This window comes from Parahaliea maris (assembly GCF_008064665.1).
Classification (GTDB): Bacteria; Pseudomonadota; Gammaproteobacteria; order Pseudomonadales; family Halieaceae; genus Parahaliea; species Parahaliea maris.
The window spans coordinates 169,173-194,213 of sequence record NZ_VRZA01000004.1; the positions used below are offsets into that span (position 1 = coordinate 169,173).

Genomic DNA, 25,041 nt, shown 5'->3' on the forward strand with positions numbered 1-25,041 from the left:
CGTGGGTCAAGTGGCGCTGACGTCCCCCGTGCCAGTGCCCAGATAACGTTTGCGTTTGCGCTCGGTGAGCCGGGTCAGGTCCGCCAGCACAAAGCCGTCGACACAGTCACCAAAGTCGTGATCGATATTGAAGGCGGTAAAGACCACGCCGTCGGGCTCGAGAGCCCCGGCGTAGTGCTTGTACAGCACCGGAATGGGCATCCCCTGCTCGGCGAGCGTGTCGCGCAGGGCCTTGAGGTCCTCTTCGCGGTCCAGCCCCGTGTACTCACTGGCCAGGCGGGCCTGCAGTTCGGGCTGGATGGTAAAGGGGGTGCGCGGCGTCACTTCCAGTGGCATGGACTGGTAGTGGCTGCTGAAGAACCAGGCGATGCGCGCAATGGCCTCGGTACCGTAGAGGCGGCTGATCGAGGCCGGGCCAAACAGGTAGCGGAACTCCGGATTGCGGCACAGGAAGGCGCCGATACCCTGCCACAAATAGTCCAGGCTGTGCCGGGTCTGGTACTTGGGCTGGACAAAGCTGCGGCCCAGTTCCAGGCCCTGCTCGAGGTAGGGCTGCATACCGGGGCCGAACTCGAACAGGGTATGGGTATAGAGGGCGTCCTTGCCGCCCCGGGCCAGCAATGCCCGGGCGTCGCCGAGACGATAGGCGCCGGCGATTTCCATGTCGGTGGCATCCCACAGTACCAGGTGCCGGTAGTCGCGATCGAAGCGGTCGACGTCCCGCGGCAGGCCGGTGCCCTCGCCGACACTGCGGAACGTCAGCTCGCGCAGACGGCCCAGTTCGCGCATGACGCAGGGCGCATCGTCCATGCGGCAGAGATACATCTGCTTGCCGTCGGCGGTGCTGCCGAGGTGTTCTGCCTGTTCCAGTTCCCGTTTGACCAGCAGCGGGTTTTCCGGGGCTGCCACGGTTTCGATGGAGCGGAAGATCGGGCGTCGGTCGCGGGCGATGCGATAGACGTGCTTGCGGAACATCTTCGCAATCTTTTGCGCGGAGAGGTCCAGCGACGCGTAGTTGTCATAGGGAATCGGCTTGCCGACCCTGGCCTCTACCGCGTTGTGGCTCTGCTTGAACATTTCCCGTACCAGCCACAGGGTGGAGAGCGGGCGGGCCAGGAAGGACAGGCTGTAGAAGAACAGCGAGTTACGGCCTGCCACGAACACCGGCAGCACCGGCGACCGGGTGGCGCTGGCGATCTTGACGAAGCCGCTCTGCCACTCGCCGTCTTTCACGCCCTTGGCGCCGAAGCGCGAGACTTCCCCGGCGGGGAAGATGATCAGGGCGCCGTCCTGCTCGAGGTGCTCGCGGATCGCCCGCAGGTTCTGGCGCGCGGTATTGCCGCCCATATTGTTTACCGGCAGCAGTACCGGGTGCAGTGGCTCGATGGCGGTGAGCAGGTCGTTGGCCACCACCTTCACGTCCGGGCGTACCTGTCGCACCAGGTTCAGCAGCGCCAGCCCGTCGAGTGAACCAATCGGGTGGTTGGCCGCAATCACTACGCGTCCACTGGTCGGGATGCGCACCCGTTCGTTGTCCCGCAGCTTCAGGGTGAAGTCGAAGTAACCCAGCGTCGCATCGACAAAGTCGAACCCCCTCAGGTGGGGGTAGTCGCGGCCGAACTGTTCGAAGCGGGACTGGTAGAACAGGAAGCCCAGGAAACGTGACAGGGTCCGGGCACTGCGCGCGTGGCGCTGAAAGAAGGAGGGGTAGCGGGTTTCCAGTACATTCTGGATATTGAGCATAGGTCTCCCTCAGTCCAGCAACTGCTGGAAATCGTCCTGGCCGTGCCAGACCGAACCGCGCTCACCTGCCTGCCTGCGCGGGGGCGTGCGGTCCATGACGTCGATGCGGCCGCCCTTGTGCAGGAACTCTTCCACCTGCTGGCGGATCTGGTCCCGCATGCGTTGTTTCTCTCCCGGATTCACCTCTGGGTTGTTGCGTGCCATCCCCTTGACCTCGCTTGCCGTTGGTTTGGTGGCAGCATGGCGAGCGCCTGTTGCAGGAAAAAGACGATAATTTGAACAATTTATGACAATGCTTTTGGTACTTTTACCGCTGTTATCGGCTGAATCGAGGCGGTTGTTGGACGAGCGTCTCAAGTTTTTGCCCGCCGCCGAAAACTTTAACAAAACTGTCATGTTGAGGGACTACGATGCGCCCATCTGCACGGAGTTCCCTTGGCAGTGCGCTTTATTCCAGTGAGGCGCGCCCCCGGGGGAGCGTCGCGCATCCCGTTTTCCTTAACTGGGGGCTGAAGCGCAGCAACATGAAAAAATCCTATCTTGGCATGGGTCTGGTGGCCTCGCTGGTATCGCAGCACTCGCTGGCCGGCGGCTTATATGTACAGCTGTTCCTTGATGATGCGCCACTGCGTGGTGTGGAAGCTGCTCTGGACGGTGAGCCGCTCGGTAGCACCGACAGCCGCGGCAGTGCCGAGGGCGAATTCAGTGGCGGCGAACACACACTGACCCTTACCGATGATGACCTCTCTTTTCCCATAGATTTTGATGCGGCCGCCGATGAGGATGTTGAGGTCAGCATTGTTTTCACCAGTGCCAGTGGCGATGAGCCGCAGGTCAGCGTTCGCAAGTTCAGCGCCGGCGATGTCGGCGCAACCGGCTACGTTACCGGTGTCATTACCAACACCGCCAATGCACCGGTTCCCGGTGCCACCATCATCGTCGGTGGAGCAGGCAAGTCGGTGACTACGGATGCCAATGGTATCTACCAGGTCGACGTTCCCCGGGGCGAGTATGAACTCAAGGTATCCCACCCGGAATACAAAGATGCCACCGTATCGAACGTTCGGGTGCTTGCCGATCTCGGCGTGACCGCCCAGATCAAGTTGTACGCGGAATCCGCGGCGGAAACCATGCAGTTGCCCTCAACCGCACTGGAGGAAGTGGTAGTAATGGGGGTTTTCAACCCCATGCAGGATGCCGGCTCCATGGAGCGTTTTGCCACCACCATTACCAATGCCATCGACGTGGAAATGCTCGAACGTTTTGGCGACTCCGATGTTGCCGCGGCCCTGAACCGGGTGGTGGGCGTTGCCGTGACCGACTCCAAATACGCCACCGTGCGGGGCCTCGACGGGCGCTATATCTCCAGCACCTTGAACGGCCTGCTGATGCCCAGTACCGACCCCCAGCGTCGGGACGTTCAGCTCGACCTGTTCCCCACCAATATTCTCGGTGGCATCGAGATCCAGAAGTCCTACAGCCCGGACCAGCTGGCCAGCACCACCGGTGGCTCGATCAAGATCAACACCAAGGGCCTGCCCGACGAGCGAGTCTTCAAGATCGGCGCTTCAACCGCCTACAACTTTGACTTCACCGGTGACGACATCATCAGCCATCGCGGCTCCGACACCGACTGGACCGGCTTTGACAGCGGGCTGCGCGGCCTGCCCCGCAGCGTTGTCAATGCGACGGATGGCGGTACCTCACTGACCGTTTGTGACCCCGCCATCGACCCCGACCGCTGTACCGCACCGCTGGAAGCGGCCCGTCTGGGCGTGGCCTTCCAGGACGACTACAACATCGGGGACAAGAAAGCCCTGCCGGACGGTGGCCTCTCCATCTCCTACGGGGATCGTATTCCCACGGACAGTGGCGAGTTCGGTTTTTATGCCGCGGGTGACTACGGCTACTCAACCTCCGATCGCGGTGACGCCAGGCTGAACAATCCGCTGGATGTGACCGGCGGCTATCAACGCGCCGAAGAGACCATCTCGCTCAATGGCTATTTCGTGGCGGGCTACGAATACGGCGCGGCGAATGAAGTGCTGAGTAAAACCAGCCTCTTGCGCAGCAGCGAAGATACCACCCGCTGGGAGAGCGGTGTCGACCTCGAAGACAGCCAGATCGACAGTGCCATCCTGCAATGGGTTGAACGCCAGTTCTTCTCCCAGGCTTTCACTGGCCACAACGAATTCGAGTTTGACCACGGCACCCATGCCCTGGACTGGCGCCTGGCCTACTCGCGCACCGACCGGGACGAGCCGGACCGCCGCCAGTACACCTATTTCAACGGTAACCTGTCTACCTCCGCCTTTGAGCGTCGCTGGTCCGACCTGGTGGAGGACAGCAATGATATTTCTGTGGATTACACCATCCCGCTGGAGTGGGGTAGCTCCAATATGACCGAGGTGAAGGTGGGTGTGCTGTGGTCCGACAAGCAGCGCGAAGTGGAGCAGTACCGCTTCGGTATTCGCCTGGGCGACAACGGTAGCGACCTGGACCTCGGTCTGGACCAGGATCTGGAGAAGGACGTCTTCCCTTATTACAACTTTGCTCTGGACCGGGTTCGCCTGCAGGCCAATACCGCGGACACCGACTCCTATGACTCCGAAGAGGAGATCCAGGCCTACTACCTGACCACCAATACCGAATTGGGTGAAGCGTGGAGTGTGCTCCTGGGTGCCCGTTTCGAGGACTTCAGCCAGGCCCTCAGCTACCCGAACGAGGCCAACGGCAACTCCAACGAACTCGACTACGATGACGTATACCCGGCCTTCAACGTGACTTTCCGTCCTATTGAGGACATCCAGTTGCGTGCAGGTTACAGCGAAACGGTCTCCTACCCGGGCCTGATCGAGCGTTCCGAGTCCCTGTCCTATGACCCGGTCACCGACGATCCGATCTTCGGTAACCCGGATCTGCAGGTATCCACCATCGAGAACTACGACCTGCGTGCGGAGTACTACTTCTCCAATGACGAAAGCATCTCGCTGGCCTTCTTCCGCAAGGATATCGACAAGCCGGTGGAGCGTGCACTGCCTGATGCGTCCGGTTCTGCCGCTTCCGGCATCACCTTCCGCAACCAGGATTCGGCCAAGCTCAACGGTATCGAGCTGGACGCCAATATGAACGTGCTCGACGAGACCGATTACCTGATGTTCGTCGCCGGCAACGTGTCCTACATCGACTCGGAAGTAGAGCTCAGTGCTGACTCGATTCGTCTCGAGGGGGCCAACGCCAACGGTCGCGCCCTGCAGGGGCAGTCCGAGTGGCTGGGCAACATCCAGCTCGGCTTCGATCACTACCCGACTGAGCAGAAGTTCACCCTGCTGCTGAACTACTTTGACGACCGCATCTTCCGTATCGCCCGCGGTGCCAATACCGGCCCGCAGATCGAGGATGGCCGCATCATTGTCGACCTGACCTACGAAAAAATGTTCAGCGAGTCGCTCACCCTCGAACTGCAGGTGAAAAACCTGCTGAACGAGAAGGTCGAGTACTCCCAGAACAACAACGTGATCGAGAGCTATGAAAACGGCACCATCTTCGGCGCCTCGATCACCTACCAGTTTAACTAACCGTACACGGTGGCCCCTGGGTCACCGGGTGCACAAATTCAGCATCAACCAGCGGCAAACCATTAACCGAAAGGACTGAATCATGAATCGTAAAGGGCTTGTTGTAGCAACCCTGGTCGCGCTCACCGCCCTCGCGGGGTGCAGTGGCGACGAGGGTGACGACGTAACCATCAATATTGAGACCGGTGGCGGCGATAGCGGCGACGGCGGCGACGGCGGCGACGGTGGCGACGGTGGTAGCAATACCGACTGCGATAATGTCGTCGAAGCCTCCTTTGTCAGCTTCAATGACGATTGCAGCGTCGGTACCCTGAGCGGCCTGGTCGACAGCGACTACACGCTGACCAGCGATGTCCAGTGGCGTCTGTCCGGCACGGTTACTGTTGGTGAGGGTAACGAGAACGTATCCAGCGCCGCTGATGTGCAGGCGCTGCGCGACAATGGCGTTACCCTGGAAATCGAACCCGGCACCGACATCCGGGCCTTTGACGACGGTACCCTGATCGTGACCCGCGGCTCCATGTTGATGGCCGAAGGTACCGCCAGCAGCCCGATTACTTTCAGCTCACTGGACGACAACTACGACGGCCTCGGCGAGTGGGGTGGCCTGGTTGTACAGGGCTTCGCGCCCCAGTACGGTCAGGGCGGCACTGGCGCCTGCTTCGGCGACGGCGAAGTGTGTAACGTGGAAGGTGAAGGTGGCACGGATGTGTCTGTCTACGGTGGTAATGACCCCGCCGACGACAGCGGCATCATCCGCTATGTACGTATCGCCGAGGGCGGCCTGGTCGCCGGCCCCAACAACGAGCTGAACGGCCTGACCCTGCAGGGTGTGGGCTACGGCACTACCGTCGAGTACGTACAGGTTCACAACAACCTGGACGACGGTGTGGAGTGGTTCGGCGGTACGGTTGACGCCAAGTACCTGGTACTGACCGGCAACGACGACGATGACATCGACTACGATGAAGGCTACATGGGTAACATCCAGTACGCCATCATCCAGAAAGACCAGACCAAAGAGGCGCCCACCGGGTCCAACGACCCCCGCGCTATCGAGGCCAACTCCTCCGACGATGAGTACGCGCCGGAAACCGAAGCGGTACTGGCCAACATCACCATCATCGGTGGCCCCCTGGTCAACAACGACGCTTCCGACGCTGGCCGCCAGCCCGGCATGCGTCTGCGCGGTGCCCTGACCACCAGCATTTACAACACCTCTGTCCAGGGTTTCGACTACGGTTGTATCCGTATCGATGACGCCGATGTGAACGGTGACGGCTCCATCATCGAGCCCTCCACTGTGATTCTGGAAAACATCCTGAACGACTGTGCCGATCGTATCTACAGCCACGAACTGCCGGTTTCCGAGTCCAACGTTGTCGAGCAGACCCTGACCTACAGCAGCACCCTGGCAATCAACGAGGCGGCTGCACAGCTTTCCTCTGCGCCGGTTATCAATGCTGTGAACACTGGCTCTGGCTTTGTTTTCGACCAGACCGACTACGTTGGCGCGGTTGATCCCGATGCGGCCACCGGCTGGTGGGAAGGCTGGACCATCCCCGGCAGCCTGGGCGCTGAAGAAGAAGTGCAGACCGCCGACTTCGTGAGCTGTAACAGCGATAACAGTGTGTGCACCATCTCCGGAACGGTCGACACCGACTACACCCTGGTGGCTGGCGTTGAATGGCGTCTGTCCGGCGAGGTACTGGTGGGTACCGGTAACCAGGCCGTCAGCTCCGACGCCGATGTACAGGCGGTTCGCGATGCTGGCGTCACCCTGACGGTGCGTGCCGGTGTTGAAGTGAAAGCCTTTGACGACGGTTCACTGCTGGTTACCCGCGGCTCCAAGCTGATTGCCAATGGTTCTGCCGCCAGCCCGATCACCTTCTCCAGCCTGGATGACGGTATCGACGGCATCGGCGAGTGGGGCGGTATCATCATGCAGGGCTTCGCACCCCAGTACGGCCAGGGTGGCACCGGCGCCTGCTTCGGCAGCGGCACTGTGTGTAACGTGGTCGGCGAAGGTGGTACCGTGGTGGGCAACTACGGCGGTAACGATGCTGCCGACAACTCCGGCTCCCTGCGCTACGTGCGTATCGCCGAGGGTGGTCTGGTCGCTGGTCCCAACAACGAGATCAACGGTCTGACCCTGCAAGGTGTCGGTCACGGCACTACCCTGGAGTACATCCAGGTGCACGGCAACCTCGACGACGGTGTTGAGTGGTTCGGCGGTACGGTGAACGCTAGGTACCTGGTGCTGACCAACAACGACGACGACGATATCGACTTCGACGAGGGTTACCAGGGCAACATCCAGTACGCCATCGTACGCAAGGATCCCAACAAGGATGCACCTACCGGCTCCAACGACCCGCGTGCCATCGAAGCGAACTCCTCAGACGACGAGTACGCTCCCGAGACCAACGCGGTACTGGCCAACATCCTGATCCTGGGTAGCCCGGTAAACAACAACGACGACTCGGACGCCGGTGCGCAACCGGGCATGCGTCTGCGCGGCGCCCTGACGACTGCCATCTACAACACGGCTGTTAAAGGATTCGACTCCGGTTGTATCCGCATCGACGATGCCGATGTCAACGGTGACGGCTCCACCATCGTCAGCTCCGATGTCACCCTGGTGAATATCCTGGGTGAGTGTGCCGACGGCTTCTACAACAAGCGTGCAGCCGACGTAGAAGACAACGCGGGTGAGGGTAACAATGCCACTGTCACCATCGATGACGCCTACGCCATCACCGAGGCCGCGGCCCTGGTAAGTGCTCCCGGCATCATGGCAGTAGACAACGGTTCCGGCTTTACGTTCGACGACACCGACTTCGTGGGTGCGGTTGAACCGGGCACCTCAGCCAATGACGCCTGGTGGGCTGGCTGGATCCTCGAGGGTACCCTCGACTAAGCGACAGACTCTCGCTCGCTTCTGTGAACCCGCGCGCAAGCGCGGGTTTTTTTATGCCCCGAGAAAAGTTCATGCCAGCGCATTGCGCTACAATTTCATCATCCGGGTGGCCTGTTAACTGTCTGCCGGGTTGCATAGTAAGATAAACCCCGCTGAGGGGGTGGTCTGGCTGATTTGGTCTACACTCCAAAGCACTGGTCGATGTCGCACTCACATTCCAAGGAGAATTGACGATGGACAGATTCATCGCGCTTGCCACTACCGTGGCGTCCGGATTGCTGCTGACAGCCTGCGCCAGTATGGCTCCGGCTCCCCCGGCGGAAACCCCCGACGGTCTTCAACTCGTTCCCGACACGGTCTTTGCCGAGGTGTACAGAAAGCCGGGCGTGGACCTGACGGCTTATTCCACCTACGGTGTGACGCCCTGCGAGGTTGAATTTCGCAAAAACTGGATGCGCGACCAGAATTCCAATCGCGTCAGCCTGAGCAATCGCGTTACCCAGAAGGATGTGGACCGTATCAAGGACGCCCTCGGTGCCCATTGTGAGGCAATGTTCCGCGAGGCCCTGGCTCAAGAGCCTGCCTACAATGTGGTTGAGGAGTTCACCCCGGGTGAAATGGTGCTGGTATTGCGACCGGCCATCGTCAACCTGGATATCAATGCGCCGGATGTACGCAGTGCCGGTATGAGCCGCACCTATACCACTTCGGCCGGGGAGATGACGCTCATGCTGGAGGCAGTGGACGCCAACACCGGGGATGTACTGGTGCGGGTGCTCGATCGCCAGCGGGACTTCGACGACAGTTACATGAGCTGGAGCAACAGCGTCACCAACAAAGTCGAAGCTGACCGCATACTGCGGCGCTGGGCGGGCGAGCTTCGCGACGGGCTCGACAAAGTCCGGGCTGGCGGCTGAGCAACCGGGGCGGGCGCCAGGTAGCGCCTGCTTCACTCAACGGTAGCGTGACAGGGGATACAGGATGTCGATCATCGGATCGGGTTTGCGGCTGGTAGCGTTGACGCTGACCAGCTTGCTCTGGTCTGTCACCGTGCTGGCAGGTGAAGTACTGCCTTCCTGGCAGGACGGTGCGGCAAAGAATGCGATCGTCGCCTTTGTGAATAACGTTACCAGGGAGAGCAGTGACGGTTATGTGCCCCCCGCCGAGCGAATCGCGACCTTCGATAACGACGGCACCTTGTGGGCCGAGCAGCCGGTGTATTTCCAGGCCTTCTTTGCCATGGCGCGCCTGCGGGAAATGGCGCCGGAGCATCCCGAGTGGGCGAGGGAAGAACCTTTTAAAAGCGCACTGGCCGGCGATATGAAGGCCCTGATGGCCTCCGGGATGGAGGGTGTCATGAAAATCCTCATGGCATCCCATGCGGGAGTGACTGGCGACGCTTTCCATTCCGAGGTGAGCGACTGGTTGCAGGCCAGCCGGCATCCGGATACAGGGCGCCCCTTCACACAGATGGCCTACCAGCCCATGCTGGAGTTGCTCGACTACCTGCGCTCGAACGGTTTCAAGGTGTTCATCGTGTCGGGAGGGGGTATCGACTTCATTCGGGCGTTCTCCGAACCACTCTACGGCATTCCCCCGGAGCAGGTGGTCGGTACGACGCTGGAAGCGCATTTTGAGATGCGCGATGGTGTTCCGGTCATCGTGCGTGATGCCGGAATCTCCCTGATCGACGACAAGGCCGGCAAGCCGGTCGGTATCTACCGCCACATCGGGCGTCGGCCGATTTTTGCCGCAGGCAATTCCGACGGCGACCTGCAGATGCTGCAGTACACCACGATGCCACGAGACGCTGGCGATACCAGGCCCCGTCTCGGCCTGATTCTTCACCACACGGACGCCGAGCGGGAATATGCCTATGACCACGGCTCCCATGTCGGCGGACTCGACCAGGCGCTGGACGAAGCGCCACAACGCGGCTGGGTAGTGGTGGACATGAAAAAGGACTGGCGCAGGATCTTCCCCGAGTGACGGGAGCTGCTCGCTAGTCAAACAACCCGGGGCGCAGCTTCAGTTGCAGGCGGACAAACGGGCTCGAGCCCGCATCGACCTCGATATCCTCGAACGAGGAATTGTCGTTCACCCGGAAGCCCCGGAACCCGCCCACACCGGCCTCCAGCCCGAGGTAGACGTTTTTCAGCAGGCGTCTTTCGGCGGTCAGGCCGAGGTCCCAGGCGTCCAGGTTCATGGCGACATCGTCGCTCGTGCCCGAGGGGGCCGCTGACCAGGAGGCCCCGGAGGGCGTAACCCCGAAGCGAAACAGCCAGTTATCGTCGGGCGCATAGAGTATGGCGGGCCAGGGCATCACCGCGCTGAGAGTCCAGTGGTTGTTGAGGGAGAGGGAGGCGCCCAGGTAGGGCACAAAAAAGTCTTCTCCGGGAGCGATATCGGCGTAGACGCCAAAGGCCCACCACAGGCGGTCGGTCTGCACATAGCGCGCAAAGGCGCCCCCCAGGACCTGCCAGCTCCAGTCCGCGTCGGGCAGCGAGGCCTTGTGGCCCATGGGCATGACAAAGGCGGCGGTCTGCCAGCGCGGGTTGACCTGCCGCAGCCAGCCGACAGGCAGGCCCACCGTGGCCACGTTGAAGCTGTCCCGTGGGCCATTCTTCAGGTCAAATTTTGACCAGGAGAGGTATTCACCGACGATCACGGCATCGCGTTCGGTCACCAGCCAGGGAATGCCCGCAGCCTGGGAGATGGTGGACAGGTCGTACTCGATGGCTTCACCCCGGTCTGAACGGGAGACCTCGGCACTGCCATACTGGCTGCCTCCAATGGTGGCGACGGGGGGGAAGGGGACCAGTGAGCCGGAGCGCTGGAAGACGAATTCGCTCTGTTGGAAATCCTCGACAACACGATCTACCAGGCCATTCGCTCGGGCAGGCTCGACGGGCATCAGCGAACCGAGGCAGGTGAGCAGGGTGAAAACCAGTCGGAACTGGCGGCGGCCCGACCGCGAGACTGTACAGCTCTCCCTCAGAAATGCCACCTGGCATTCATGCCGAGCTGGTAGATGTCGGTCGTTTCGTAGTCACCCTGAAACTGCGGCGCTACGATGTGGGCACGGCCGACATCTGCGTAGTTGACATAACCACCGACGCTGAGGGATTCACTGAGGATCAGTTCGCCGCCCACAGCCACCCGCACCTGGCGGTCGAGGGGCATATCGGCTGTGCGAAAACGGGACTCCATGGGGCTCGTATCATAAGCCACACCTCCGGTGAGTAGCCAGCGGGGATTGAGCTGGTACTGGAAACCCAGCGCTGCGTGGGAGGTGTCCCGGGAATTTTTGTCCAGGCTGGCGCCGGTACTGCCGACGGCCACGAACACCTTGTCCAGAGCACTCCAGTCGTCCCAGCCGAGGGATATATCCAGTGCCAGGCGATCACTGAGTTGGTGGTAGATACCCAGGCGGACTTTCTGGGCGAGGGTCAGTTCGGTGTTGGTATCCACCGCGACACCCAGGCCCTTGAGTTCGAGCTGGCCACCAAAGTCCGGGCTCAGTTCACTCTGGTAATTCACCCCGATCCGGGTGCTCTCAGACCACTCGTACAGAGCTCCCGCAGTGAAGCCGAAATCCGTATCACTGCCATCCAGTGTGGCTCGGCCGTCGGGCCGGTTGGGCAGGGGGTTTGGCACCCGCAGGCTCAGGTCGAGGGTGGCGACGTAGTACTGCAGGCCCACACCCAGTGACAGACGGTCCGTGAAGCGCCAGGCGACGGTAGGGGCGAGGGTCGCTATGAGCAGGCTGTTTTCAATGCTCTGGTAGCGGCCGACCCAGTCGTCGTCGTAGTCCAGCCCCAGACCCGCCAGCCCACTGAAGTAGAGCCCGGCCTGCCAGTTGTCACTGCCGCTGTCATGCACGTAGAACACACCGCCGGTGGGCGAGAGCACGCCTGCATCACCCCCGTTGCCACCCCCGGGCCCGGGGGTGCCAGTCATGTCCTGGTTAAACTCAAATACGGGCTGCAAAAGGGCGGCGCTGGCGAGCAGCTGGTTGCCCTCCAGGCGAATGGTGCTGGCAGGGTTGTGCAGCATGGTGGAGGCGTCATCCACGCCGGCGGCGGCACCGGCCGCTGCCCGCCCGCTGGCGGGGTCGCCGTACTCATTCAGCCATAGCCCGCCGGCGTGCAGGCACTGCCACGGACCGAGGCTGGCGACAGTGGCCAGCGCAATGGCGCAGAGTCTTTTCATGGCGCTTGAATCCCCCTGGAGGCAAGGTGGTGCGATCGAGGCACAGGCCGGAGCCGGCCGCAAACCACCGTCCATTAATAGTAGACCAGCACTGGCGTTATGCTCGCGTCGGGGGGTGCAAATTTGCCCTGGGGCAAGACAGAAACGGGTAGCGCGGGATGCCCGCAGGAGGCCTATACTGTTCAGCTTGCTCCCGGTTCCTAACCCCAGCCACTAAAGAGAGAACAACAGCATGATCACCCTCTATGGATTTCCCTTCAGCAACTACCACAACATGGTCAAGCACGCCCTGATGGTCAAGGGACTGGATTTCGACGAGCAAATTACCTACCCCGGCTCCCCTGAACTGGCCGCCGTCAACCCGATGGGCAAGGTGCCGGCGATGAAGACGGCCCAGGGCACCACCCTGTCGGAGAGTTCGGTACTGCTGGAGTACCTGGAGGACGCCTACCCGCAGCCGGCCCTGCTGCCGCGCAATGCCGAGGACCGGGCCCGGGTGCGTCGCATCACCAAGTTGTCGGAGCTCTACCTCGAGCTGTCGGCTCGCCGGCTACTGCCAGCGGTGCTTGCCAATGCCGATATTCCCCCGGCGACATTGACCGAGGTCCGCGAGACCATGGAGCGCGGCGTTAATGGACTGAAGGTCCTGGCGGCCTTTTCACCCTATGTGGCGGGGCCAGAACTGAGCGTGGCGGACATTTTCCTGCGCTATGCCCTGGCCATTCCCAAGCTGGTGGGGCCGACACACCTCAATCTGGATGTACTGGCGGCCGTACCGGGCCTGGCGGAGTGGGACGCAATGATGGCCGATACCGACATTGCCCGGAAAATTGATGCCGACCAGCAGGCCAATGCGCCCGAATTCATGGCCTACGTGGCTAAACGTTTGGCCTGAACGAAAAAATTCACTCGATTGTCATATTAGTGTAACGGAGGCTTAGTATTGTTGCGCCCGCAACCTTGAATTAACCAGCGGACTCACATGCGACGCCTCCCTACATCTCTGTTAACCCTCACCTTCGGACTGCTCCTGCCGCTGGTGGCTCTGCGTGCCCAGGCGCTTTCCCTTGGCCCGGACGAGTTTGTGGCGGCTCGCCACCTGACCTGTGTGCTGGCGCAGGACTCCCTGGGCTACCTGACTCCGGACGATTTCGAGGTACTCAGCTCGGAAGTCCTCGATTCCTATGAGCCGGAAGAGGGTGATGTGATCTACGCCAAGGCCCTTGGCTACTTCGACGGCCTGATGTTTGGCCTGCCGGAGCAGGACGCGGAGGTAATCCACGCCCGCCTGCGCAGTTTTGTGGACAGCCAGGCCTGCACCCAGGTCGTGGGCGTCAGCTTCCGCCTGTAATCCCTCTTCTGCCGGTGCCCGGCTGGTCCGGGTGCCAGCCCTTCAGTAGACCAGATCGCGATAGGCCTGCCAGGTCGCGTGCCCCAGTAGCGGGAAAATGACCACCATCGCGATCAGGCCGGTGGCGAAGCCCACCACGACCAGGCCGGTGACCAGCGCAGCCCAGACCATCATTGCCGGTGCGTCGCGCAGGCTGACTTTCAGGCTGGTGCGCATGGCCGTGCTGGCATCCACGTGACGATCGACAATCATCGGCACAGTGACCACCGACAGCACGAAGACCATCAACGCCAGTACCGCCCCGCTGCCGATATAGAGCAGCAGTTGGGGGGCGCTCAGCCTCATCATAACGTCACCCCACACGGTGGTCGTCACGGCGGGTGCAATATCCCCGAGCGTGAAGAACAGGATGCTGGCGGACACGGTGAACCAGATCAGCGAGATCAGCAGCAGGATCTGGGCAAACTCGACGAGGCTCTTGCGGTTGTGGCGCAGCGGGGTCAGGGAGTCCTCGAAACTTTCGGTTTTTTCGCCACTGTCCCGACGCCGGGACAGCTCGCACAGACCGGCGGTGATCACCGGCCCGATCAGCAGGAAACCCGAGGCCATGGCGGCGATGAAGTAGGGGTGGCGCCCGTAGGCGAGGATCAGGGCCCCCAGCCCCGAGACCAGCGCGCCCCAGGCCAGGCTGGCCATGGGATGGTGAATCAGGTCCTGCCACCCGCGTCCGAGCCAGACGAAGGGCCTCGACATGGGTATCTGGTGGACCTGGTAAAGCGGTTCATGGTGATGACTGTAAGTGGCCATGGGAAATCCCTCCCGCGGCAATTCAGCCGCAGTGACGGCGACAGACGGGGGTTGTCCAATCCCTGGCAATGCCGGTGTCGATAAGGCTTGTGCCGTCTGTCACCCTGTTCCCGCACGGGACAGGCCCGTACAGCGCCGGGCCGGCATCACTTACAGGTATAGATGGCTATGAGGTGGTCTGCAAGGTGGCTGGACCGCGCAGCGGGAGCAGGAGCAAGCCGAAGGCTTGCCATGTCCGAATTCACTACCCATAATGCGCGGCTTCTCCAGAGTTACCCGCCCGTAGCTCAGACGGGTGAGGCAAGCGTTGGCAAAGCGTCAGCTTTGCGCGCAGCCGAACGCCGCGCATCTGCGATACGTGGCTGGACCGCGCAGCGGGAGCAGGAGCAAGCCGAAGGCTTGCCATGTCCGAATTCACTACCCATAATGCGCGGCTTCTCCAGAGTTACCCGCCCGTAGCTCAGACGGGTGAGGCAAGCGTTGGCAAAGCGTCAGCTTTGCGCGCAGCCGAACGCCGCGCATCTGCGATGCGTGGCTGGACCGCGCAGCGGGAGCAGGAGCAAGCCGAAGGCTTGCCATGTCCGAATTCACTACCCATAATGCGCGGCTTCTCCAGAGTTACCCGCCCGTAGCTCAGACGGATAGAGCAGGGCCCTCCTAAGGCCAAGGTCGCAGGTTCGACTCCTGCCGGGCGGGCCATAACACACTGAATACTCAATAAAAATTTTAATATATCGTTCCTCAAACGAGCCCACAAAAACGTAAGCGCCAGATTGAGCGTTCCTATCTGGTATGTCGGGAACACTTGTTCCCAGCGGCCACTCGCATCAATAGCTTGGCCACCTATGTCATACGTGTGTAATCGGGTCGTTGTTAGCATTGCCTGCATTGAAACTCACGCACGGCAATGCGAGGCTTGTAACATGGCAACTCCTTACGTTCCACAACGACACTCTAGGCTCGCCTTGGCGATAGCCGGCACCCTGGGTGCTTCCGCAGTTTTCGGTCAGGTGGAAGTCCCGTGGCTGGTGATGGAGGAGGTAACGGTCACCGCCCAGAAGCGCGAACAGTCCGCTACCGACATCCCGATATCGATGACGGTTATGGGTAGCGACGACCTCAACGAGAAACGGATTCAGGATTTCGCTGATCTCAGCGTCAATACCTCAGCCCTGGATATCGCCCGGGGCAACAGTACCAACAACCCGGTCATAGCGATTCGCGGCATTGGCTCGACAGACCCGTGGATCAACAACAACCCTTCCGTCTCCGCATTCATTGACGGCGTCTACCTACCGTTTGGCTCGTATCTGGGCATGCCGCTCTTCGACCTGGAGCGGGTCGAGGTACTGAAAGGCCCCCAGGCCGGATTGTACGGACGCAACAGCATTGCCGGCGCGATCAACTTCGTGTCAGTCGAGCCTGGTGACGCCATCGGCGGACATGTCGACCTGAGTTACGGCCGCTATGGCGAGACCACCCTCCAGGGCGCGATTGATACGCCCATCGGCGACTCTCTGAAGCTGCGTTTCGCCGGTTTTTCCGCTCAAGGCGGCGGTTATATTCAGCGCGAGGGCACCGTGGACAGCACGGCCGGATTCAGCCGCGCGCCGGGCGTGATACCGGCAATTCCATCCATCTCCGCCAAGTCAGACTACGGTGACAAGGACGTGGTGGCCGGTCGTGCTTCCGCGCTCTGGCAAGCCAGCGATCGCCTGACGGTGGACCTGCGGGTACATTACGCCAATGACGGATCTGAAATCGTCAACTCGACCAATCTCAACGGCGATCCGCTGGGTGTATTCCAGCCTGAACAAGGTGCGATACACGTCGATTACGATGACCTCGCTGGTGTAATGGATGCCCGCAATCGCGGTGCGTCCCTCGAACTCAATTGGGAAGGCGACGTTTTCACATTTACCTCGCTGACCGGCGTTGAAAGCCTGTCGAGGGATTACTCGGTCGGAGACTTCGTGCCGCTGCGTCTGGCGCAGCCCACCTACGACGAGGACGTAAGCAGCTTCAGTCAGGAGTTCCGGATTTCCAGCGAAGGGGATTCGCTGTACTGGTTGGCGGGTCTCAACGCGACCCGGGACAGTATCGACTATCACCGTTCCCTTAGCAGCTGGGACTACCTGCTGGGTGAGTTGATTTCGGCCTATGACCAGGATGACGAGAGCTGGTCTGTGTTCGGTCAGGTTGAATGGCAGTTAAGTCCCAGTTTGCTGTTGTCTGGTGGCCTGCGCTATACCGACGAGGAAAAACGTTACGAGGGCGGTTCCTGGGAAAACGATCCCTTCGGCACCTCCATCGTGGCCGCGGTTTACCCGGAAGTGGCCGGTGGCCTTTTCGGCGAATCCGACTACGACGACCAGGACGTCTCCGGTCAGCTGAAGTTGTCGTGGACGGCCTCGGACGCCACCTTGGTCTACGGTTCTGTCAGTCGAGGCTTCAAGAGCGGTGGCTTCGACGGCTCTGGCATCGTTGAGGAAATCGGTTTCCTGCCTTACAACGCAGAAGAACTGCTGGCCTATGAACTCGGCGTAAAATCCCGTTTGCTGGACGATACCCTGGATGTTTCCGCGGCGCTCTATTACTACGATTACTCCGACAAGCAGGTGCTCGCTATCCTAGATCTTGGCAACGGGATTACCGAAGCGGTTACCCAGAACGCCGCGGTGTCGGAAGTGATGGGTCTCGACCTGGATATCAAGTATCTGATCAACGAACACTGGTCCGCCGGCCTGTCGGCAACTGTGCTGGACTCGGAAATCACCGAATGGAACAGTGATGATCCCGCCGAGGCACAGGCGCGCATAGGCAATGAGCTTCCCGGTACGCCCGGCACCAGCCTGACCGGTGATATCACCTGGGAGGGCAATGCTGGCGATTTTGATTTGCGCGCTTCTATGTGGGCGACCTATACCGACTCCACTTATCGCGATATCGAGAACACTCCGGCACTGCAGGCTGAAAGCTACACCCTGCTAAACGCCAGGGTGAGCCTCGGCGATCCCGCCCGTGGCTGGTCGGTCTACCTCTATGGCAAAAACCTGGCCGACGAAGAGTACCGCAGCAGCGTACGTACTCTCGTCGGTATGCAGGGCGCCTATTTCGGTGCGCCGCGTATGTACGGCGTAGGCGTGAACTGGCAGTTCTGAGCTGGGCAGGCGCGGCCGGAGACTAGGGGTCGGTGTGCCGCGCCTCGAATTGCCCAGGGGTGACCCCATGGAAACTCTTGAACGCGCGGTGGTAACTCTCTACCTCACTGTAGCCGAGACTGAGCGCGATGTCCTTGATACTCCTCGCGCCACTGGCCTGGAAGGCGGCGGCGAGTTCCATGCGCGCCTCGAGCAGCAATTTGTTGTAGCTGGTACCGAGGTCGGCCAGCCGGCGGCGCAGTGTGCGTTCGCTGATATTGAGTCGGGCGGAGAGGTCGGCGGGGGAGGGGAAGTCGGTGGAAACGTCCACCAGCATGGATTTGACCGCCACATCGAGGGTGTCGGGGCGCGACAGGTTTCTGAGCGCTCGAGTGCATTCCTGTGCACACAGTCTGTGTACGCTTTCGCAAGCGAATTTCAGCCGGGCGCGGGTCAGTTCCGGGTTGAATACGACCAGCGATGCGGGCTGGTCAAACAGGAGGCGGCAGCGGAACTGCTCGACCAGCCGGTCGCTATGAGCCGGTTCGGAATAGGCGAAACTGATCGAGCGAAACAGGGCGTCCGGCTCGCTCACCAGCTCGCGCAGAGCGGTGAGCGTGAGCAGCCAGTTTTCCAGTTGGTAGCGTTTCAGCGGACTGTCCGGCAGGGCGATTTCTGCGGTAAGGGCCAGCTGACCTTCATGGATCAAGGCCCGTACCGGGAAGGTGGAGCCAAAGGCGGAGCGATAGCGAAGGTAGGTCTGGATGGCCTGTACGATGTTTTCGCTACTGAGCATGGCATGGCCGAGAACCCCCAGATCGTTGACCCGGAAAGAGGTTCCCGAGCGAAAACCGATATCGGGTATGTCCAGGGCCTCGAGCAGCGCGTTGGCCACGGACAGGTACTGGCTGCGATCGATTGGCCGTCCCTTGATGAGCAGCAGCCTCGGGTCTACCCCGACCCGATCGAACAATTCACCAGTGTCCAGGCCTTCGGTAGCAGCGATCGCCAGCAGGCGATTCAAGGGTGTTCTGGCCATCCCCTCCGGGTTGGCCGGTGCCTTCGAGTCCTGATTTGTTGCCTGTGCGAGCATGCCTTTGGCCTGTTGAATGGAAATTGGGAGTTGCCTGGGCCGATGCCCCTCCCGGTGTGCTGCGGTCGAAGCCGATGCCAGAAGAACGCGCGCGTAACTAATGACTGGTCCGGTTTCAGGGGGCCGAGGTGAGAGGAAGCGGTTATATGTACCGTATTATTATCAGGTTGATGCAGGTCAGTGTAGCTTACATCGGGATAGTTTACAGTTTCATGACAGCGGCGGCGACGGGAGGTGATTGCCTGCAAAACTTTTGCGCACCGCTGACGATATCCCGTGAACAGGTTGTGGCATGGCATCAGGCCAAGGACCAGTTTGGTCCGACCTTTGCTGGCAGTAGTGGTTGGAACAGTTACCTCGCACTGATAGAGCGCGAAGCTGGACAGCTGGGCATGGTTGACCTGCGACGTAACACTTTTCGCTATAACCGTTGGCATACTTCGGAGTGGCCCGACCGCAGCGGCTGGTCCCTTCGCATCGGCGACAGGCAGATTGATGTTGCCAACTACGGGGCCAATTCCGGAGACACCGGGCCCAACGGGGTCAGGGCCGAGCTTGTCGTGGTGACTGGCGAGGAGTTCGAGGCCCTGCCTGATCCCGCCGTGCTGGCAGGCAAGATCATTGTTCTCCAGGTTGCCCCTACCGATTTCCAGCGCCAGGTGCCGGACTGGTTGTATGCGCCGGCCGATTACCCCTATCGCGCGGGTCAGTGGCTGAAGGTGGAGGATACCGTCTCGTCGAGTACTGCCTCGCAACTGTTTGCCGCCAATCTGCAGGGTAAATTACCCTTTCCGGAGCCGCATTACCTGAAGCGTATTAAACAGACCAAAGCGGCGGGAGTCGTGCTGATCTTTGATATGGCGGACGAGCGTGTTAGAGGTTTGTACAGTTTCCCGGTACCGGCAATCTACAATGTTCCTACGCTGTACTTAGGCCGCGAGGCAGGCGCCGAGGTCATCTCCGCCGCGAAAAGCGCCCGTCATGGGATCCTGGTTCTCGATGCTCAAGAGGAGTCCACACAGGCTTACCAATTGGCCGCCGTGCTACCGGGGCGCAACTACGGCAGCGACGACGATGAAATCATTCTGATGATTTCCCACACCGACGGCCCCTCGATCTCTCAGGAGAACGGGCCTCTCGGCCTGCTCTCGATCCTGCATTACTTTTCCCGCATCGACCAGCGGCATCGCGACAAGAGCCTGATGCTGTTTCTCGACAGTCGGCACTTCATTCCAGATCGGGAGGCGGCGTTGCCGGGCTACGACATCCAGCGCGTGCTAGGGGCCGGCGGCGCATTGGCGCCGGCGCATGGCCGCCTGGTTGCCAGCGTGCACCTGGAACACCTGGGTCAGGTCGAGTACGCCGAACGGAACGGCCGCTATCTACCGACGGGGCAGATGGAGAACGGAGGCTTCTACGTCACTCCCTACAGGGACCTGGTAGCGCTTTCACGTGGTGCGCTGGAGCAACACCAACCACGGAACCAGGTCCTGCGCGCGACCGATGTTCCCGGAGTACATGGGCAATCACAGGGACACTGGTTCGGCCTGGGGCACCACCCTCGGCGGCTAGGCATCGAGGTAATCGCATCCAATATGGTCTCCATGGGCGCCTACTGGTCCAGCGCCGCAGGGATAGATTATTTCGACCCTGACCAGTTCATGCGGCAGGTCAATACCATGACCGGGATTACTGCCGGGCTGATACGCGGCGACATCAAAACAATCCTGGCGCATCCTCTCCCGGAGCCGGAAAACTGATCCGTGTAAAGCGACCGTGACAATTTGCTGGCCGAAGACTGGCTAAAGCCTTCACGCGGGCAGTATCTGGGCTCGAGCCTTAGCTGGCGGGCGGTTCTCAGCAGTGCGGCTGCGAAGAAGCTAAGCTTGTATTTCACACTACAAAGTCTGACTTGCAGGTGAAGCACCATGCTACGACTCTTGCCCCTCATTGCCGTGGTCGCCATTGGTTACTGGTACTACACCAACCACATGCAGCCCCGGTCCCTCTCGCCCACCGATCAGGCCCGGGAAAATGCGCGCCTGATGGAAGGTTGTATCCGCAATGAAACCCGCAGCGCGGGCGTGGCCGGAATGGCGGGGTTGGCAAGTGACGCCGGGGATGTAGAGTCCGAGTGCGCCGACAAACTCGGCCTGCAGATGGACGAGGGAACCTGGCAGCGGAAGTAGGTCTTTTAACTGACCATCATCGCCCGCATTATCCTGTGCAGCAGCTGCTTCTGGCGGCTGATGTTGTCCTTGTCCAGTGGGTCGCCGGCCTCCAGCTGGCTAAATGCCGGGGCAGAGACAAAGTAGCCGGTGGCTACATTGAACAGGGCCAGCATGTTGATCACCATGCGTTCGCGCTGCAGGTCGATGTCCTCGGTCACCTCCACCGCCGCCGCCATGCCTTCGTTGAACAGGCGGGTCAGCCAGCGATGGAGTACGGTGTTGCCGGGCAGGCCGGCTTCCTCGCGTAGCGCGCGCTGGAGCAGGGGGGCCAGATTGGGCTCACGGACCAGCAGGTCCATCAGCAGACCGGGTAGTTCGATCATCTCAGGCAGCGATCTGGCTGCCGCGAGGTGTCGCGACAGCTCAGTGCCCACCGGGTCCAGCAGACGGTGCAGTACGGCGGAGTAGATGGCTTCCTTGCCCTGGAAGTGGTTGTAAATTCCCGGTTCCTGCAGGCCGGCTTCCCGGGCTATATGGCGCAGGGACGTACCGTGATAGCCTTTACTGGCGAACTGCTGCTCGGCGGCGTCGAGTATGGCGGCAGCGGTGCGCTCGCCTTTGCGGGAAACCTGGCTCATCTGTGCGATCTTGTTATCAAGTGATTGTTAAATAATAAGCGATCATTTCGCCGCTGGCGCAATTTCTGTGGACATTCTGACGAAAAATTGCACAAAAATTAACGCCTGATAACTAACTTATCGGGGCGGCCGGGTTCTATGGCCGCGGCTCTCATTGCGCGCCGCCAGTTTCGCCCCCGGTCGCTTGCAATCGCCGAGTCTCCGTATCACTCTGTGGTGCATCTGGTGTGGGGTTCACCCACGATGTATGGCGGCGGTGTGGCGACGAGGTAAGCTTCTTTGCGGTGTCAAAATTGGCTGGTTCTGGTGGTGGCCCTGGTGGTTTCGGGCTGGGCGAGCATGTCAACGGGGGCGCCAGCAGCACTGGACGAGTGGCGAACGGCCTACCAGAGTGCCCAGGAGGCTCTGGAAAAAGGGCGAACCTCGGAATACCGCAGGTTGCGCGCTACGCTCGACGGCTATCCGCTGGCCCTGTACCTCGACTACTACGAATTGCGCCGCAGGTCTCCCCGGATTTCCCGCCAGGAGGCCATGGACTTTGTCAGCGCGAGCGAGGGGAGCCCGCTGACCAATCGCTTTCTGGGTGGCTACCTGGAGCGCGCCGGGAAGGACCGGCGCTGGGATGACTTTCTGGCCCTGATGCCCGCCGAACCCAACAGTATCGAACTCAAGTGCTACTACTTCCGCGCGCGGCTCGCCACCGGGTTTACCGAGCCGGCCTGGGAAGGGGCGCGTCGCCTGTGGGTGCACGGCGAGTCTCGCCCCAAACCCTGCGATCCGCTATTTTCGGCCTGGATGAAAGCCGGGCAGCTGGACGACTCGGCAGTATGGGAGCGCATGCTGCTGGCCTTCGATGCGCGGGAGCGCTCGCTGATGCGCTATGTGGCGCGCAAGGCCAGTTCGGAGCTGGGCCCCTGGGCGGACAGGCTCCAGCAGGTCTATGACAATCCCCGCGGCATGCGAAATCTCTCTTTGCCGGTCGCCGATCCCCGCTCCAGGGATGTCCTGGTGCGCGGACTGGTGTACCTGGCCCGCTATCGTCCAGAGCAGGCGCTGGACTACTGGCAGCGCTTTGAACCGGTAATGCCCTTCACCGGGCAGCAGGTAAAGATGGTCGAGTCGGCCATCGCCCTGCGCAGCCTGTTTGCCAAATCGGAGGTCAACCGCGCCTGGCTGGATGACGCACTGGGGCGGGTCGGTGACGACGGCCTGGTCGAGATCCGCCTGCGCTGGGCACTGGAGGAGCAGGATTGGGCGGGCATGGACAGGGCGCTGGCACAGCTATCGGCGGAGGGGCGGCAGCGTAAGGAGTGGCGTTACTGGCAGGCGCGCATTTACGATCAGCGGGGGCAGACCGAACTTGCCACCGGCACCTATGCCGAGTTGGCGAGGGAGCGCGACTACTACGGTTTCCTGGCCGCGGACCGCCTCGGCGTGCCTTATCGCTTCAATGAGGAGCCCCTGGAACTGGATGATACCCAGCGGGCGGAATTACTCAATCTGCCCGGGCTGCAGCGCGCCATCGAACTGGACTTCCAGGAGGAGCCCGCCAACATGCAGGCGGAGTGGTCATTCTTACTGGGTGTGTATGCCAATGACCCGCAGCAGCAGTTACGGCTGGGGGCCTATGCCACGGAGCAGGGCTGGCACAACATGGCCATTGCCGCGGCGGGACAGGCCCGGGCCTGGAACGCGGTCAACCTGCGCTTTCCCACCTCCTACAGCGACATTTTCCAGCGCTATGGCTCGCTGCGCAACGTGCCCAGCCACGAGTTGATGGCGATCGCGCGCAGGGAGAGTTCGTTCTATCCGCGGGCCCACTCAACGGTCGGGGCGCGCGGCCTGATGCAGATCATGCCGGCCACCGGGCGGCAGGTGGCGCGGCGGCTGGGCGTATCCTCGAGCAGCAATGCCCTCTACCAGGTGGATCACAATGTGATGCTGGGCAGTGCCTACTACAGCGAATTGCTCAAGCGCTACCAGGGTAACCGCCTGTTTGCCCTCGCGGCCTACAATGCGGGGCCGAGCAGGGTGGATCGCTGGCGCAACAAGGCTGGTGAAACGGTGCCGGTGGAAGTGTGGGCGGAGACCATCCCGTACCGGGAAACCCGCAATTACGTGAAGACGATTCTGGAATACGCGGTGGTATTCCAGCACCTCATGGGGGAGGAGCCGACACCGGTGCTCAGCGCGGCTGAGCGCTCGGCGGCGTACTGAGGTACCTGCGGCAGTCGCTCAGGCGCTGAAGCGAGCGGCGCTGGCAGGCTGTGGCGCGTCCTGGCGATTGCTGCCGGCGGCGCGCTGGTGCAGTAACCAGGCGATGGCGGTGCAGTAGCTCAGGTTGGTGGTCAGTTCGCTGTCCGGGTCGCTGAGGAACGCCCTCTGGCTCGCCAGCCCCCGTATCCGGCTCGCCATCTCGGGCTTGAAGGCCAGGTAGCGATCCCAGATGTCCCGGTGCTGTGCGGCGGTGATATGGAACAGGCCGAGGCCGTCCTTGCGCGCCGAGAACAGGCCGAGATCAGGCGCCGAGACAGCGGCGTCCAGCAGGAGAGTTTCGGTGCCGGGGTTCCAGACACCAAGGTATTTGAGGGTTGGTCGTATGACCTGGTCCCTCAGGTGCTCTGCGGTAACGTACATAACCCACTTCCTCGCAGGGATGTCAAATCCGTCAGATACTGCCGTTTCACTCATTTTCTTTCGCACCTTGCGGTGCATCGTGCTGATAAAGCAGGGCGGGGTGGTCTTGTCCGTTTTTCACGCCGTTGCCGCCGGTGTTGCCCCCGAACTTAGCGAACGATGCGCGCCCTTAGGGTCATTTTTAGCACAGCAAAAAAATAAATCCAATAAAAATAACGAGTTGAGAGGGTTTTCTTTAGAAGATTTTGGAAAGAATAACGTAACTTATAGTTTTGTTAGCCATATAGGATATAAAAAATCAGGAAATATGCTGCCATATACCAATGAAGAAAGGCTAACTTCGTCAAATGTAGCAATATGCTCTTATTTAGCCTCCGGCCAGTTTTACCGTGAAGCCTTTTTTTTCCAGTTTTGACCGAATCGCCTCCCGCTGATCCCCCTGGATTTCGATATTGCCGTCCTTGATGGCGCCACCGACCCCGCAGTGCTGTTTCAGGGCCTTGGCCAGGGCCTTGAGTTCAGCGCCGGCCAGGGGCAGCCCCCTCACCACGGTCACGGCCTTGCCCCCGCGCCCCTTGGTTTCGCGCTGGATGCGGACAATGCCGTCGCCCACCGAGGCCGGGCGGTCCTTGCCGCAAACACATTCCGCCACCGGTCGGGCGCACTGGGGGCAGCGCCGGCCCACATCGGTGGAGTACACCAGCCGGCTGCCGTTGCCGGAGGATTTGTCCCGTTTTGCCATGCTGTTCTC

At 61.1% G+C, this 25,041-nt stretch carries 20 protein-coding genes and 1 tRNA gene; 12 read left to right on the forward strand and 9 right to left on the reverse strand.

Annotation, left to right across the window (positions count from 1 at the left end; translation table 11 throughout):
- Positions 1–6 precede the first annotated feature (6 nt).
- Positions 7–1,743, reverse strand: coding sequence for a lysophospholipid acyltransferase family protein (locus FV139_RS12570; protein WP_148068804.1), 1,737 nt, complete (start codon positions 1,741–1,743; stop codon positions 7–9).
- A 9-nt stretch (positions 1,744–1,752) separates the two neighbouring features.
- Positions 1,753–1,947 carry a hypothetical protein gene (locus FV139_RS12575; protein WP_148068805.1) on the reverse strand — a complete coding sequence of 65 codons (195 nt, stop codon included), beginning with the start codon at positions 1,945–1,947 and terminating at the stop codon, positions 1,753–1,755.
- 320 nt (positions 1,948–2,267) lie between these two features.
- Here FV139_RS12575 and FV139_RS12580 point away from each other — a divergent pair, with 320 nt between their 5' ends.
- The 4 genes from FV139_RS12580 (at position 2,268) to FV139_RS12600 (ending at position 10,230) form a co-directional block, all read left to right on the forward strand.
- Positions 2,268–5,321, forward strand: coding sequence for a TonB-dependent receptor domain-containing protein (locus FV139_RS12580; RefSeq protein WP_187276515.1), 3,054 nt, complete (start codon positions 2,268–2,270; stop codon positions 5,319–5,321).
- An 82-nt stretch (positions 5,322–5,403) separates the two neighbouring features.
- Entirely contained in the window at positions 5,404–8,241 is a 2,838-nt protein-coding gene (locus FV139_RS12590) for a hypothetical protein (protein ID WP_187276516.1), read from the forward strand.
- Between the two features lie 233 nt (positions 8,242–8,474).
- Positions 8,475–9,158, forward strand: a complete 684-nt coding sequence (locus tag FV139_RS12595; RefSeq protein ID WP_148068808.1) for a DUF3313 family protein — start codon at positions 8,475–8,477, stop codon at positions 9,156–9,158.
- A 64-nt stretch (positions 9,159–9,222) separates the two neighbouring features.
- Positions 9,223–10,230: an HAD family hydrolase gene (locus FV139_RS12600; RefSeq protein ID WP_148068809.1), complete on the forward strand. Its 1,008-nt coding sequence runs from the start codon at positions 9,223–9,225 to the stop codon at positions 10,228–10,230.
- Between the two features lie 13 nt (positions 10,231–10,243).
- Here the strand turns inward: FV139_RS12600 and FV139_RS12605 are convergent, their stop codons facing one another.
- The gene (locus FV139_RS12605) at positions 10,244–11,248 is read right to left on the reverse strand and encodes a hypothetical protein (protein ID WP_148068810.1); all 1,005 of its coding nucleotides are present in this window, start codon (positions 11,246–11,248) and stop codon (positions 10,244–10,246) included.
- A complete protein-coding gene (locus tag FV139_RS12610) occupies positions 11,236–12,453 on the reverse strand; it encodes an OmpP1/FadL family transporter (RefSeq protein ID WP_187276517.1) in 1,218 nt (405 codons plus the stop codon). The genes FV139_RS12605 and FV139_RS12610 overlap by 13 nt, the downstream gene beginning before the upstream one ends.
- Before the next feature lie 232 nt (positions 12,454–12,685).
- Between FV139_RS12610 and FV139_RS12615 the strand changes: the two genes are divergently transcribed.
- Both FV139_RS12615 and FV139_RS12620 read left to right on the forward strand, forming a co-directional pair.
- A complete protein-coding gene (locus FV139_RS12615; RefSeq protein WP_148068812.1) occupies positions 12,686–13,348 on the forward strand; it encodes a glutathione S-transferase family protein in 663 nt (220 codons plus the stop codon).
- A gap of 87 nt (positions 13,349–13,435) precedes the next feature.
- Positions 13,436–13,804, forward strand: a complete 369-nt coding sequence (locus FV139_RS12620) for a hypothetical protein (RefSeq protein ID WP_148068813.1) — start codon at positions 13,436–13,438, stop codon at positions 13,802–13,804.
- Between the two features lie 42 nt (positions 13,805–13,846).
- Here the strand turns inward: FV139_RS12620 and FV139_RS12625 are convergent, their stop codons facing one another.
- Positions 13,847–14,611 carry a DUF2189 domain-containing protein gene (locus FV139_RS12625; protein ID WP_148068814.1) on the reverse strand — a complete coding sequence of 255 codons (765 nt, stop codon included), beginning with the start codon at positions 14,609–14,611 and terminating at the stop codon, positions 13,847–13,849.
- A gap of 622 nt (positions 14,612–15,233) precedes the next feature.
- Here FV139_RS12625 and FV139_RS12630 point away from each other — a divergent pair.
- Positions 15,234–15,310: transfer RNA gene (locus tag FV139_RS12630), tRNA-Arg, on the forward strand.
- A gap of 224 nt (positions 15,311–15,534) precedes the next feature.
- Positions 15,535–17,772: a TonB-dependent receptor gene (locus FV139_RS12635; protein ID WP_187276518.1), complete on the forward strand. Its 2,238-nt coding sequence runs from the start codon at positions 15,535–15,537 to the stop codon at positions 17,770–17,772.
- A 22-nt stretch (positions 17,773–17,794) separates the two neighbouring features.
- Here the strand turns inward: FV139_RS12635 and FV139_RS12640 are convergent, their stop codons facing one another.
- Complete coding sequence (locus tag FV139_RS12640; RefSeq protein ID WP_187276519.1) at positions 17,795–18,790, reverse strand: AraC family transcriptional regulator; 996 nt, start codon at positions 18,788–18,790, stop codon at positions 17,795–17,797.
- Between the two features lie 200 nt (positions 18,791–18,990).
- Between FV139_RS12640 and FV139_RS12645 the strand changes: the two genes are divergently transcribed.
- Together FV139_RS12645 and FV139_RS12650 are read left to right on the forward strand one after the other, a co-directional pair.
- Positions 18,991–20,604 (forward strand): hypothetical protein, encoded by a 1,614-nt coding sequence (locus FV139_RS12645; RefSeq protein ID WP_148068817.1) that lies wholly within the window; start codon positions 18,991–18,993, stop codon positions 20,602–20,604.
- A gap of 168 nt (positions 20,605–20,772) precedes the next feature.
- Positions 20,773–21,033 carry a hypothetical protein gene (locus FV139_RS12650; RefSeq protein ID WP_148068818.1) on the forward strand — a complete coding sequence of 87 codons (261 nt, stop codon included), beginning with the start codon at positions 20,773–20,775 and terminating at the stop codon, positions 21,031–21,033.
- A gap of 5 nt (positions 21,034–21,038) precedes the next feature.
- Here FV139_RS12650 and FV139_RS12655 read toward each other — a convergent pair whose 3' ends face one another.
- Positions 21,039–21,653 (reverse strand): TetR/AcrR family transcriptional regulator, encoded by a 615-nt coding sequence (locus FV139_RS12655; RefSeq protein ID WP_148068819.1) that lies wholly within the window; start codon positions 21,651–21,653, stop codon positions 21,039–21,041.
- Positions 21,654–21,932: 279 nt separating this feature from the next.
- On the opposite strand from FV139_RS12655, the gene FV139_RS12660 reads away from it, so the two are divergent.
- On the forward strand, positions 21,933–23,870 hold the full coding sequence (locus tag FV139_RS12660) for a transglycosylase SLT domain-containing protein (RefSeq protein WP_148068820.1): 1,938 nt from the start codon (positions 21,933–21,935) through the stop codon (positions 23,868–23,870).
- An 18-nt stretch (positions 23,871–23,888) separates the two neighbouring features.
- Here the strand turns inward: FV139_RS12660 and FV139_RS12665 are convergent, their stop codons facing one another.
- Positions 23,889–24,290, reverse strand: a complete 402-nt coding sequence (locus FV139_RS12665; protein ID WP_148068821.1) for a hypothetical protein — start codon at positions 24,288–24,290, stop codon at positions 23,889–23,891.
- Positions 24,291–24,369: 79 nt separating this feature from the next.
- On the opposite strand from FV139_RS12665, the gene FV139_RS12670 reads away from it, so the two are divergent.
- The gene (locus tag FV139_RS12670; RefSeq protein WP_148068822.1) at positions 24,370–24,705 is read left to right on the forward strand and encodes a hypothetical protein; all 336 of its coding nucleotides are present in this window, start codon (positions 24,370–24,372) and stop codon (positions 24,703–24,705) included.
- On the opposite strand, the gene FV139_RS12675 is transcribed toward FV139_RS12670, so the two are convergent.
- The gene (locus FV139_RS12675) at positions 24,658–25,032 is read right to left on the reverse strand and encodes a translation initiation factor Sui1 (protein WP_148068823.1); all 375 of its coding nucleotides are present in this window, start codon (positions 25,030–25,032) and stop codon (positions 24,658–24,660) included. The two genes, FV139_RS12670 and FV139_RS12675, sit on opposite strands and share 48 nt — an antisense overlap.
- Between the last annotated feature and the right edge of the window lie 9 nt (positions 25,033–25,041).